Annotated in this window: 10 protein-coding genes and 2 pseudogenes; 7 read left to right on the top strand and 5 right to left on the bottom strand. The window is 68.7% G+C overall.

Features of this window, described 5'->3' with window-relative positions; genetic code table 11:
• Positions 1–198: 198 nt before the first annotated feature.
• The gene (locus tag V2J85_RS06085) at positions 199–783 is read right to left on the bottom strand and encodes a TetR/AcrR family transcriptional regulator (protein WP_261957909.1); all 585 of its coding nucleotides are present in this window, start codon (positions 781–783) and stop codon (positions 199–201) included.
• Positions 784–814: 31 nt separating this feature from the next.
• On the opposite strand from V2J85_RS06085, the pseudogene V2J85_RS06080 reads away from it, so the two are divergent.
• A pseudogene (locus V2J85_RS06080) lies at positions 815–1,132 on the top strand (mycothiol transferase); the annotation flags it as partial.
• A 121-nt stretch (positions 1,133–1,253) separates the two neighbouring features.
• On the opposite strand, the gene V2J85_RS06075 reads toward V2J85_RS06080, so the two are convergent.
• Complete coding sequence (locus tag V2J85_RS06075; RefSeq protein ID WP_330820844.1) at positions 1,254–3,143, bottom strand: ABC transporter ATP-binding protein; 1,890 nt, start codon at positions 3,141–3,143, stop codon at positions 1,254–1,256.
• A 456-nt stretch (positions 3,144–3,599) separates the two neighbouring features.
• Here V2J85_RS06075 and V2J85_RS06070 point away from each other — a divergent pair, with 456 nt between their 5' ends.
• Positions 3,600–4,046: an RICIN domain-containing protein gene (locus V2J85_RS06070; protein ID WP_330820843.1), complete on the top strand. Its 447-nt coding sequence runs from the start codon at positions 3,600–3,602 to the stop codon at positions 4,044–4,046.
• A 67-nt stretch (positions 4,047–4,113) separates the two neighbouring features.
• Here the strand turns inward: V2J85_RS06070 and V2J85_RS06065 are convergent, their stop codons facing one another.
• Together V2J85_RS06065 and V2J85_RS06060 are read right to left on the bottom strand one after the other, a co-directional pair.
• Complete coding sequence (locus V2J85_RS06065) at positions 4,114–5,367, bottom strand: acyltransferase family protein (RefSeq protein WP_330820842.1); 1,254 nt, start codon at positions 5,365–5,367, stop codon at positions 4,114–4,116.
• 682 nt (positions 5,368–6,049) lie between these two features.
• Positions 6,050–6,562, bottom strand: coding sequence for a TetR/AcrR family transcriptional regulator (locus tag V2J85_RS06060; RefSeq protein ID WP_330820841.1), 513 nt, complete (start codon positions 6,560–6,562; stop codon positions 6,050–6,052).
• Between the two features lie 116 nt (positions 6,563–6,678).
• Here V2J85_RS06060 and V2J85_RS41225 point away from each other — a divergent pair.
• The 3 genes and pseudogenes from V2J85_RS41225 to V2J85_RS06050 form a co-directional block, all read left to right on the top strand.
• Positions 6,679–7,014: pseudogene (locus tag V2J85_RS41225) on the top strand (alcohol dehydrogenase catalytic domain-containing protein); the annotation flags it as partial.
• A gap of 44 nt (positions 7,015–7,058) precedes the next feature.
• Positions 7,059–7,313 carry a zinc-binding dehydrogenase gene (locus V2J85_RS41210; RefSeq protein WP_419836758.1) on the top strand — a complete coding sequence of 85 codons (255 nt, stop codon included), beginning with the start codon at positions 7,059–7,061 and terminating at the stop codon, positions 7,311–7,313.
• Between the two features lie 170 nt (positions 7,314–7,483).
• Entirely contained in the window at positions 7,484–8,437 is a 954-nt protein-coding gene (locus V2J85_RS06050) for a quinone oxidoreductase family protein (RefSeq protein WP_261957916.1), read from the top strand.
• A 116-nt stretch (positions 8,438–8,553) separates the two neighbouring features.
• On the opposite strand, the gene V2J85_RS06045 is transcribed toward V2J85_RS06050, so the two are convergent.
• Complete coding sequence (locus tag V2J85_RS06045) at positions 8,554–9,120, bottom strand: nucleoside deaminase (RefSeq protein ID WP_261957917.1); 567 nt, start codon at positions 9,118–9,120, stop codon at positions 8,554–8,556.
• A gap of 101 nt (positions 9,121–9,221) precedes the next feature.
• Between V2J85_RS06045 and V2J85_RS06040 the strand changes: the two genes are divergently transcribed.
• Positions 9,222–10,208: an antibiotic biosynthesis monooxygenase gene (locus tag V2J85_RS06040; protein WP_261957918.1), complete on the top strand. Its 987-nt coding sequence runs from the start codon at positions 9,222–9,224 to the stop codon at positions 10,206–10,208.
• 36 nt (positions 10,209–10,244) lie between these two features.
• Positions 10,245–11,642 (top strand): FAD-binding oxidoreductase, encoded by a 1,398-nt coding sequence (locus V2J85_RS06035; RefSeq protein WP_330820839.1) that lies wholly within the window; start codon positions 10,245–10,247, stop codon positions 11,640–11,642.
• Positions 11,643–11,845 lie beyond the last annotated feature (203 nt).

The raw sequence follows: 11,845 nt of genomic DNA, 5'->3' as shown, positions 1-11,845 counted from the left end.
CGCGCGGCCAGGGGGCGGCTGGGGCACCGACCACCAGGCCGCGGCCAGCGCGATCGCGGTGATCAGCAGGCCCAGCCCGTAGGCGGCAGGTAGCCCGGCGAGGTCGGTCAGCAATCCCGCCAGCGGGTAACCGACACCGATGCCGATGGTGGAGGCCACCGAGAGGAGTGCAATCGTCGGGCCGGAGCGCTCGGCCGGTCATCGGTTCACCTCGGTGGTGAGGTGCGAGAACAGACCGGCGTGGATGCGGGTGGTTGCCTGGCGCGCCCAGTCGGCGTCGACGTCCGCGGCGGCGAGCGCGGCGTTGGTGTTCAGCAGCATCCCGAACGCCATGAAGGTCTTGATCTGCACCGCGTCGAGGCCGGTGGTGTCGCTGACGGTCGCCCACAACTGGCCGAAGCTTTCCCGCACCGCCTCGCGCACCTCGTCGTCACCGCACGCGGCGAATGCCTGCAACTGGAGCAGCAGCAGGGTGCGGTCCTTCAGACTCGCGTCGTAGCGCTGGCCCATGGCTGCCAGTGCCTCCATGCCGGAGGCCGGGCCGGCGGAGGTGGCGAGGCCGTCCGTCATCGTGGCGAAGGCGCGGCGGACGACTTCGAGGAAGAGCTGCTTCTTGGTGCCGAAGAGGCGGAAGACGTAGGCGTGGGTGATGCCCGCCTTACGTGCGATCACCTCGGCCGAGACTCCGTGCAGACCGTGCTCCGCGAACTCCTCCGCGGCGATCTTCAGCACCTGCTCACGACGCTCCGCACCGGCCAGCCGCTTGCCGCGCTCCGTGGCCACGGCAACCTCCCGAGTAGAAACTAGTAAGTCACCTGTAACTTACCTCGTAGGTACGGCAGATGGGGAATGGTCCGGGCGCCTGGCAGCATCTCCTCGCAGCCACAACGAGACAGCCACAGCCAATACGAGCGACCGCCCGCGCCGGTGGGACGGCGCATTCGCCGATCTGGCCCGCGAACAGGCGGCAACCGACGCGGCGCTGGCCGCGTACCCGGATCTGGGCGCGCGGGTGGGGCGCGACCGTAACGCCGTCCGGGAGCTGTGGGTTCACCGGATCGAGGAGTACGCCCGCCACTGCGGGCACGCCGATCTGCTGCGCGAACGCATCGACGGCCGGGTGGGGCAATAGCAAGAGCGCACTCGACCGCCGGGAGCCCGGGGCTCCCTCAGGCGTGGTCGGGTAGGGGGACCCATCACTGTGCCCCACTACCCGGCCAAGTCGACCTGGCGGCCGTCACCGGCCCTGGCCGCTACCGGTCCTTGGCCAGAGCGACGAGCTCGGCGAACAACCCGCCGGCGTCGACCAGTTCGTCGTAGTCGCCCTGCTCGATGACCCGACCCTCGCGCATCACAAGGATGCGATCCGCCAGCCGGGTGTTCTCCAGTTGGTGCGTGACGACGATCGTCATGCGCTCGGCGGCAATGCGCTTGACCTCCAGGAAGATCTGGTGTTCGCCGCGCGGGTCCATCTGCGAGGTCGGCTCATCCAGGATCAACAGCGGCGTGCGCCGGTAGAGCGCACGTCCGCACACCAGGCGCTGCCACTGTCCTCCGGACAGCTCCACCCCACCGAAGAGCTCCCGAGCGAGCAGGGTGTCGAGCTGTCGGGGCAGCTTCTCGATCGCCTCGCGCATCCCCACCGCGTCCACGGCCTCCCACACCGCCTCGTCGTCCCATGTCTTGGGCTGCCCGAGGGTGATGTTCTCCCGTGTGCGCAGTGGCCAGCAGGCGAAGTTCTGCGGGACCAGGGCGGTGCGTTTCCATACGGCGTCAGGGTGCGCACGGGCGAGGTCGATGCCGTCCCACACGACACTGCCCTTGTCGGCCAGGAGGATTCCGGTGATGAGTTTGGCCAGCGTGGACTTGCCCGAGCCGTTCTCGCCGACGATGGCCAGGATCTCGCCGCGGCGCAGAGTGAGGGACACCCCGTTGACCGCCGGCTCGTCCTTGCCGGGGTACTGGTACACCACCTCATCGAGGCGGATCTCCGCGACCTGATCGGGGATGGTCAGCTCGCCACGCTTCGGCGCACGCTCGGCGGCCATGTCCAGGAAACCTCGCATGTCGGCGAGGTACAGGGAGGTGTGGAACAACGCGGCGCCGTAGATCACGAACTGCGAAAGTGCGGCCAGTGTCGTTTGCACGGCGACGACGGCGGTGGCCGCGATGGGCAGGGCCACCCGGCCGGTGGTGGCCAGCCAGGCCAGGGTGGCCCAGGTGCCCAGGAGAAAGGCTCCACCGACAGCACTGGTCACCAGGACGATGCGCAGCATGCGGGGCGCGGCGCTCAGGGTCCGTTTGTCGATCCGCTCGGACAGGGCGCGGTACCAGAAGGTGAGGTAGCCGGTCATGCCGTTGGCCCGGACCTCGTCGCCGTGCCGGGAGTAGGTGGCCCACCAGCGCATCATGCCGCGGACGTTGCGGTCGCCGACGTTGGCGTAGTGGGTCTCGTAGTCGACGCGCGCGCAGAGCACCGCGCCGATGCCGGCGGGGATGACGGCGAGCAGGAGCAGTGGGAGCATCATCCAGTGCAGGGCGGTGATGACGCCGCTCGCGGCGATCATGCGGATCAGTGAGGCCATGAAACGCTGGGCGTCCTGGACCATCATCCGTGTGCGGGTGACGCCGACTTCGGCCGCTTCCTGCCGGTCGGCGAACCCGCTCTCCCCGTAGGCGGACGCCTCGACCCGGCACACGGCGGACACGAGCGCGACGTCCGCCTCGGTCATCAGCAGAGGGGTGATGCGTCCGTCGGCGTAGGACGACAGGGCGCTGCTGATGCGGCCCACGCCCGCGGTGGCTGCCACCACGATCAGGGCGGGCATCGCGGCGTGCAGGCGCAAGGACACCGCGCCCGACCCGAGGAGGTGGGTCATGGCCTTCGCGGTGAACCCGAGGACCATGGCCGCCGAGGCGCCCGTGAGGAGCTGGCAGATCAGCAGCAGTGCGACGGCGGGCTTGTCGACGGACCAGGCCATGCGCGCGGTGTGGCCGAGTACCGCGGGCAGGCGCCGGCACATGGCCGCGAAACTGGCTTCTGCCAGGGGATTCTTACCGTGTTTGCCCTCGAAGGTGATGGTCGCCGGCGGGGGAGGGGGCGGGTTCTCCGCACGTGCGGTCGAGGCGTCGGTCACAGTCATCTGCATCCTCCCTGGGGCGGGCGCCGCGTCTGGATGGCTCGGCGGTGCACGGCATAACGACGGTCCGACGGAATCGAACGCGCTCGATTCCGGACTGGCTGAGACCCTGCAAACGCCGGGAGTTGACGTTCTGGACGCGGCACTACGGCCGCCGTGGCGAGGACGGGGATGGCCGAAACACCGAGACCCGTGAAGCGAGTGACGGACGGGAATGGGCACGCCCCGCGGCCTCTTCGCGCCGGGGCGCGCCGGTGAAATGGTGAGGTGGTCGGGGTGGTGAGGTGGTGAGCGCGCAGCGCTACCGGTTCCCGTGCTCACCGGAAGGTGTTGATCGTTCCGGTACAGGGGCAACCGGGGTGGTTGGGTGGGAGATGTGGAGGAGTGCCCGTTCCGGGCTCATCGAGAACAGGTCTCGCTAGCATCTCGGCGGAACGCGTCGAGGAGAGAGGGGGACTCATGCTCTTGAAGAGGCTGGCCGCCGTGGGGGCGGGCGTCGCGCTCGTGGTGAGCCTGAGCAGTACACCGGCAAGCGCGATCCCACGCACCACCGGCTTCCGGAATCAAGCCACGGACAAACCGTGCCTGGACTTCCGGGCCGACTACGGTCCGTACGTCTTCAACTGCAACCGCACCGACTACCAAAGGTGGCATTGGGACGACGACTTCGAGTACACGGCATTGCGGCAGGTGGCAACCAAGCTGTGTCTCACGCTGCGCAACGACCGACTGACCATGAAGCCCTGTTCCGCTGCCGACCAGGCAGCGCTGTGGCAAATCGACGAGACGGAACCCGTGCAGATCAGGAACAGCGTCAGCCACAAGTGCCTCGCGCGGATGGCGAACGACCGTGTCTCCACCGCCCGGTGTACCGGGGGCAAATCCCAGCGCTGGACGCTCAGGTAGACCTCCTGGAGAGAGAGGACAGCGGAGGCGTTGACGCCCCGTCACCGAATGTCCTGACGGTCCGCCTTCAGGAGAGTGTCCCCACCCGGTCACTCTCCTTCTCCGTACGGTCGACCTGCTCCGCACAGGCGAGGCCCTTCTTCCCTTCACCCTCCGCAGTGCGGGCGACACCTTGCCGCCCCTGGTGCCATGTCCCGGTTCGCCCCGCCGCCGGAGCCTGCCGGGATCCGCGACGCATCTCCTGCAACCCCCTGTCGATCCCGTCGCGCAGCCAGGCGCCCACCGAGCGCTCCACCCACCGGTTGACGGCGTACGAGAGCACGAGCATGAGGGCGATGATCGACGTGAGCAGTACCGGAGCCGGCAGACGGTGCCGCAGCAGGGAGATGAGCGTGAACCCGATGTACATGTGCAGCAGGTACAGCGGGTACGTCAACGAGCCGGCCCGGCTCAGCCAGCGCCACCGCACTCCGTCGAACAGCCCCAGCGCGATGGCCGCCATGAGGAGGAAGGCCAGCAGGACGCCGATGCGTGCCGGCCAGTCGTGTGCGGTCGCGGCCTTGTCCCCGAGGTTCATCACCACGCGACCCTTTACGTAGTGCTGGGCCAGCAGGAATTCGACCGCGACGATCGCCCACAGCAGCATGGTGGGCCGGAAGCGGTACATCAGGTAGAAGGCGATTCCCGCGATGAAATAAGGGGAATACGGCGCGATGGCCCATACCGAGAGGAAGCTGGTGTCGGCCTTGTAAGCGACCACGCCGGCGACCGTCCACAGGCCGCAGAACAGTACGCACCTGCGATAGGTCACGCCCTTGTAGACGACGAGAGCGAAGAGCAAGTAGAACTTCAGCTCGATGAACAACGACCAGTAGACATCGTCGAGATCGGACACCCCCACGCCTTGCTGCAGCATGGTGAGGTTGGTGAGCACCGTCTCCAGACTGTCCGCACTGCGTACGCGCGGCCACAGGGTCAGGACGGACGCCGTCAGGAGAACGGCGACCCAGTACGCGGGATAAAGACGCGAAACCCGGGACTTCACGAAATCGCCCAGGGTGCGTCCCCAGGCGCTCATGCAGATGACGAATCCACTGATCAGGAAGAAGACCTCGACACCCAGCCAGCCGAACTGTGCGACGTGGTAGAGCTCCGGTGAGAACGCCTGCGGATCGTTGCCCCATCCGTCGCGAAGGGTGAGGTAGTGGTAGCCGAGGACCATCAGTGCTGCCACGAACCGCAGCCCGTCGAGCACATAGAGTCTGGGGCGCCCGAGTGCCGTCTCCGAAGGTGCCGGACCGTCAGGCGCGACCAAGCGCATACCGCTATTCCTCATTCTTCCTGGGCTGTCGGGCGTGGGTGTCGGGCGTCGTCCTCGCTCCCCGTGGGCGAGTGAGGAATTGTCTCTTCGATCGTGGCAAATATCGATCACGCCGTGCGGCAGGGTGGCGCACGGCGGCGCGTGAGCGGGTGGGGGAACAGTCTGTCGTGCCGAACTCCGGGGCCGCTCGCGTTCGGCGTGCGGACGCCCGGGAAGCGCCGGCAGGTGGGTTATGGAGGGTGCGGGCACGTGCGTGGGTTCCGCCAGGTGGGGGGACTTTCCGGCTTTCGTGCACTGGAAGAGGGGAGCCCCCGGCCTTCGGTTCAGTGAGTGCACCGCATTTCTCCCTCCCGACACGCCGACCGCACCTCCGGTCAACCTCAACGTCAACGTCGTCGGGAACGCGAAGGGAAGGCGAGTCGAGGCGTCCGGTCGGGTCAGCGTGAATGACGGACCGCCCCCCTCGGTCGATGTCGTCAGCGTGCCGTGGCTGTGGGTGTCCGCTCGATGAGGGTGGCGGTGGCGCGGTCGAGGAACTCGCAGAACTGGCGGTGTTCGTCGGTGCTGAAGCGATCGGTCAGGGCGCGTTCCCACACGATGACCTCCTGGTAGGCACGGTCGAGCAGGTCTTACCCGGCGTGGGCGCGGGTGCCCACCCGCGGCGGACGGACCCCGTCCCGCCTCAATGTCCCCGCGCTTCGAGCGTGGTGAGCCACTGGGTGACTACCGTGTCGATGAACTCGTCGGTGGGCTGTGCGCGGTCCAGGAGGAGCCGGGCGAGCACCGGCCCGTAGAGCAGGGTGTACTCGCTGTCGCTGATCTGGACGCCCGAGGGTTCCAGCAGTGTGTTCAGGGCCGCGAGGCGGTCCTGGCCGATGCGCGCCAGGGCCTGTGCGCTGTCGGGGTCGTGGTCGGCCTGGGCGGTGACGGCCAGTACGGCGGTGCGGATGGCCGGTTCGCTGATGCCGGCGCGCAAGCTCTTGAGCCAATCGGTGGCCACGGTGCGTACGTCGCTGCCCGGCTCGGGGTAGTTGCCGAGGTCGGGGCCTTCCAGGATCAGGTCGAAGAGCAGCGCGGCCCGGTTGGGCCAGTGGCGGTACAGGGTCTGGCGGGTGACGTCGGCGCGCTCGGCCAGCAGTGCGTACGTCAGCCCGGTCGGTCCGACCTCGGGCAGCAGCTCGCGTGCGACGGCCATAACGCGGTTGCGGGTGCGCTGGACGCGAGGGTTGCCAGGGGTCGGCTGGCGGCGATGGGGAGGCGGCTGCTGCATGGCCGCCATCCTACCCATGAATCATACGAGACGTGTGATTCATGGCATACCTCGAATCACACGCGGTGTGTGATACACAGGAAAGGAAATCACACGCACTGGATGATTCATGGTGTGTGCGGTTCCCTTTCCCCAGGAAGTGCCTGATGCCTACAGCGATCACCTTCTCCGAGTACGGCGGGCCCGAGGTCCTCACCCTGTCCGAGGTCGCCACCCCCGAACCGGGCCCGGGCCAGGTCCGCATCCGCGTACGGGCGACCGCCGTGAACCCGATCGACGTGCGGATCCGTGCCGGGCGGATGCAGGGCCTTTTCCCGGTCGCCTTCCCGATGGTCCCGGGCTGGGACGTGGCCGGTGTCGTCGACAAGGTTGGCGCGGGCGCCACCGCCTCGGTCGGCGACCAGGTCTTCGGGCCGGCGACGTGCGGTGGCTACAGCCAGTACGCGCTGCTCGACCAGCCCCTGGCCAAGCCCAAGGAGCTGTCGTTCGAGACCGCGGCCGCGATGGTCACGGTCGGCGAGGCCGCCTACCGGGCGATCAAGCACCTCGGCGTGCGGTCGCCGCCGGCAAGCTCGACGTCCCCGTCCGGCATGCCTATCCGCTCGCCGAAGCAGCCCGGGCCCACGCGGACATCGAAACCCGCCGCAACAAGGGCAAGACCGTCCTCCTTCCCTGACCCGAGCCGCAGTCTCGGGCGAGGCGTTCGCAGCGCACGCGGCCCACCAACGCACAGCCACGCGCAGACTGCCGCGGCGCCCTGACACGGCCCCGCCCCACCACCCCACAACCCCTGCCACCCCACAACCCCCATCACCCCTGACGGAAATTCACCGAGAGGAACGTGACATGAAGGCCGCGCAGTTCACTGGCTTCGGCGCACCGGACGTCCTGCAGATCAACGACGTCGACCGCCCCGCCCCCGGCGCGGGTGAGGTCCTGGTGTCGGTCGAGGCGTCCAGCGTGAACGGACTCGACACGATCGTCCGCTCAGGCGGATTGCGGATCGTGACCGGACGCCGGTTCCCGATGGGGCTGGGGTTGGACTTCGCCGGGGTTGTTGCCGCAGTCGGCGATGGCGTCCATCGGTACCGGGTGGGAGAACGGGTGTGGGGCACGGTGCACCCGCTCAAGCGGCACACCGTCGGTGGCGCCGCCGAATACGTCGTGGTCCCCGCCGGTCGTATCGGGCCCGCGCCGGCCGGCGTCTCGTCGGTGGAGGCGGCCTCCCTGGTCGTCGCAGGGGCGACAGCGTTGCTCGCACTGCGGAAAACGGTGCACCTCAAGAGCGGTGAACGGCTCCTGGTACGCGGCGCCGCCGGGGGAGTCGGCACGGCCGCCGTACAACTCGCGCACGCGATGGGTGGGCACGTCACCGCGCTGTCCCGCAGCCGCCATGCCGATGCGCTGCGTGAGTTGGGTGCCGACGAGGTCTTCGACTACGGCGCCACCACCGCGGACCAGATCGGGCCCTTCGATGCCATCCTGGACACGGTCGGCTCGGAACTCCGTTGCTACCGACGCCGATTGGCCCGTGGCGGCAGGATGGCCACCATCGCCCTGTCGGCTTCCTCGGTGGCCGCCATCGCCGCCTCGAGTGTGCACGGCACCCGCCGCATCCGCACACTGAGCACGAACCCCGATACCGCCGTGCTGCGCGACCTGGCCGCCTACGTGACCTCCGGTGCACTGCGCCCCGTCATCGACAGGGTGTATCCCTTGGCGGACATCGCTGCGGCGCACCAGGCATTCGAGCGCGGTGGTGTGGTGGGCAAGCAAGTGGTGGCGGTGTCCGGGGAGTAGGCAAAACGGTGCGTGGACTCACGAGTCGCCGTCTGCCGCAGCCGCGACAACAGCAACGGCGAACACCGAGGCGGCTGCTCGACCGGCCGGGCAGCCGCCCCATGCCGCTGCCGCTCCTAGTACGGATGCTTCTCCAGCCGGTTCGTCCATGCCGCGTAGGCCTTGGAGCCCAGCTCGGGGTAGATCTGCTTGATCTTGATCCGGCGCTCGTCGAGCGGTTTGGTGAAGTCCTCGTACTGGAACGAGTCATCGAAGCCGATCTTCCGGGTTTCGTCGAGATCGCAGCCGAAGTAGACCGCGTCGATCCGCGACCAGTAGATGGCGCTCATGCACATGGGGCAGGGGGCGCCGCTGATGTAGATCGAGCAGCCCTGGAGCATACGGGCGCGTTCGGGGACGGGGTCGGGCGAGCCCTCGGGGCGCGGGACGTACTCCAGCGTGCTCTCGTTCTGGTGATCCGGGGAGATTGACGGCGCCTCAGGGTTGAGCATCTGCACGGCCTTCCGGATGGTCTCCACCTCGGCATGGGCGGTGGGATCGCCGGTCAGCAGTACGCGGTTCTGCCCGCGGGCGAGGATCTCGCCATCGCGGGTGAGGACTGCCCCGAAGGGGCCGCCCCAGCCCTTTTCGACGGACTCCGTAGCGAGTCGTACCGCCTCGGCCATGAGCTCTTTCTGTTCCATAGCGGGGTCTCCCCTCGACGCGGCCAATCGGCCTCTTTCCGGAACCGAGAATTAAATGCCCCATTTGCCGTTTAAATGGTTTATGCACTAGGCTACTCCAGGTGAGTGCCCGTGCAAGCCGTGACTCCACGGCCGACATTGCCACCGTGGTGACCTCGCAGAAGGTCCGCGAAGGCCGGGCTGATGAGTACCGGCGCTGGCAGGACAGAACCAACCACGCGGCCCGTGAATTCGAGGGTTTCGTGGGCGCCGAGGTATATCCACCCGGTGCCGGCGGTGCAAACGAATGGGTCACTGTATTCCGCTTTTCCGGAGTGGACCACCTGACGGCCTGGCTGGATTCGGAGCGGCGGGCGGACCTGCTCGAGGAAGCGCGCGGACTCTTCGAGGGGCCTCCGTCCCAGGAGGTACTGCGCGGCGGCAGTCCGGCTCAGGTGACGCCGAAGGTCGTCACGGCCGTCATCGCACACGATGTGAAACCAGGATGCGAACAGGGCTTCCTCAGATGGCAGGAGAAGACACTCAAGGTCCAGGAGAAGGCGCCGGGCTTCATGGGCTCCGAACTGTTCAAGCCGGTCGAGGGCGTTCAGCAGCACTGGGTGGTCGTCTTCCGGTTCGACTCCCGCGAACACCTCGACGACTGGCTCGAATCGGAGGTGCGTGCCGCGCTCGTGGAGGAGGGAAGCAAATACTTCACCGCCTATGACGTGCGCAAGGTCAGCTCGGCGTTCAGCGGCTGGTTCCGGTTCGGCCACGGCGAGGGTGAGGGCGCGCCGCCCAACTGGAAACAGGCGATGACCGTGCTCCTGGCGCTCTATCCGACCGTCATGGTGCTCACGCTGACCCTCGGCGACGCACTGAACCGCGTCAAAGTCCCTCTCTACTTCGCCATGTTCGTCTCGAACATCCTCAGCGTCAGTGCGCTGACATGGCTTCTGATGCCCTTGGTGAACAAGGCCCTCGCGTTCTGGCTGGAGCCCGGCAGGACACTCGGCCGCCGGACACAGATGGCGGGCATCGCCGCCGTGGCGCTCTGCTATCTCGTGTCCCTCGCCGTCTTCGCCCTGATCACCCACATGATCCACTGACGTCCCTGACGGTCCGCTGCGCATCGAGGAGGCGACATGGGCCGACGGACACCGGTGTCCGCGCCGAACCTCGTGGGGCCCCTGATCCGCCGGGGTGATGCCGGATACGAGGACGCCCGAGCCGAGGCGGTCTGGAACCGTGTCACACCGGCGCGGTTCCCCGACGTCATCGTGCGGGCCGCCTCGGAGGGGGACGTCGTACGGGCCGTCACCTACGCCCGCGACCACGGGCTGCGCCTCTCCACCCGCTCCGGCGGGCACAACTGGTCCGGCGCCCCGCTCCGCGACGGCGGGCTGCTGCTCGACCTCTCCGGACTGCGCGAGTGCACCCTGACCACGGCCGATGGGCCGGGCCCTCCGACGGCCACCGTCGGGCCCGCCGTCACCGGCCAGGAACTGGTCGCCGTCCTCACACCGCGCCAACTGGCCTTCCCCGTCGGCCACTGCCCCACCGTGGCGATGGGCGGATTCCTGCTCAGCGGCGGCCTCGGCTGGAACTCCCGGGCCTGGGGCGCCTCCTGCGCCGACGTCCAGGAGGTCCGGGTGGTCACCGCCGACGGACGGGCCGTCGACTGCAGCGAGACCCAACACCCCGACCTCTTCTGGGCCGCGCGCGGCGCCGGACCGGGCTTCTGCGGCATCGTCACCCGCTTCCGGCTCGCCCTGCACCCCCACCCCGTGTCGATCATGACGACCAGCTGCACCTTCCCGCTGGCCGACACCGTCCGGGTCACGGAGTGGGCGGAGCCGATCGCGCGCGGGTTGCCGCCGTACGTGGAGACCGCCTTCGTCCTCACGGCGTCCGGCCCGGCGACGGCGTCGGTGCCCCCGGGGCCCCGGATCACGGTTGCCGCCACAGCCTTCGCGCCCTCGGCCGAGAGTGCCCGGGAGGCCCTGAAGCCTTTCACCGAGTGCCCCTTCGGTGAGCTCGAAGTCGCTGCGGGGCCGCCCGCGCCGACCTCGTACGCCGCCCTGCACGAGGGCGCGAGTGCGGTCTGGCCGCCGGACCACCGTTACGGGGCGGACACCCTGTGGGCCCCGGAGAGCTATCACACCCAGATGACCCGCCTGGTGGAGCCGGTGGCCGCCGCGCCCTCCGGCAAGTCGCTGGTGCTCGCGCCCGTGCAGCCGGTCTCCGAGGACCCGGCGCTGCTGAGCACCATGGCCTTCGCCCCGCTCGGCGCCTCCTACCTGGTCTGTTACGCGATCTGGGACGACCCGGCCGACGACCCGGCGAACGGTCGCTGGCTACGGGAGGCGATGGCCGCGGTGGACCCGCGCGGAGACGGCCGGCACTACATCGCGGAGGCCGATCTGGAGGCCGGCGGTCCGCGGGCCGGGGCCTCGTACGCACCGGCCGCCTGGGACCGCCTCGCCGAGATCAAAGCCCGCTGGGACCCGGAAAACCTCTTCCACTCCTACCTCGGCACCTGAGCGGCCCGGAGTGCGGGCGCCCCCGGGGTGCCGCGCATCATCAGCAGGCCCGGCCCCAGCCGTGGTGGAAGTCGGCCGTGCGATGCGTGACCGGTGGCAGGTGCTGCCGCGGGTAACCCCTTGGGGCGTCTGGATGGGTGTAGGGGGCGTCGCGTTGGTGTGGGCGAATGCGGGGGAGTGTGCGCCTGGCGTGGAGAGGTTGT

It is taken from the genome of Streptomyces bugieae (assembly GCF_036352915.1).
Taxonomy (GTDB): domain Bacteria; phylum Actinomycetota; class Actinomycetes; order Streptomycetales; family Streptomycetaceae; genus Streptomyces; species Streptomyces endophytica.
The sequence above is the reverse complement of the archived record's forward strand: the minus strand, read 5'-3'. Positions and strand labels throughout refer to the sequence as shown.

Bases quoted from the DNA above. Each gene is read 5' to 3' on its own strand.
- V2J85_RS06060 (WP_330820841.1), bottom strand. From the start codon at position 6,562: ATGGCCGTCGCACGCGAGCTGCTGCCCGAGGTCGGACCGACCGGGCTG.
- V2J85_RS06075 (WP_330820844.1), bottom strand. From the start codon at position 3,143: ATGACTGTGACCGACGCCTCGACCGCACGTGCGGAGAACCCGCCCCCT.
- V2J85_RS06045 (WP_261957917.1), bottom strand. From the start codon at position 9,120: ATGGAACAGAAAGAGCTCATGGCCGAGGCGGTACGACTCGCTACGGAG.
- V2J85_RS06035 (WP_330820839.1), top strand. From the start codon at position 10,245: ATGGGCCGACGGACACCGGTGTCCGCGCCGAACCTCGTGGGGCCCCTG.
- V2J85_RS06065 (WP_330820842.1), bottom strand. From the start codon at position 5,367: ATGCGCTTGGTCGCGCCTGACGGTCCGGCACCTTCGGAGACGGCACTC.
- V2J85_RS06050 (WP_261957916.1), top strand. From the start codon at position 7,484: ATGAAGGCCGCGCAGTTCACTGGCTTCGGCGCACCGGACGTCCTGCAG.
- V2J85_RS06070 (WP_330820843.1), top strand. From the start codon at position 3,600: ATGCTCTTGAAGAGGCTGGCCGCCGTGGGGGCGGGCGTCGCGCTCGTG.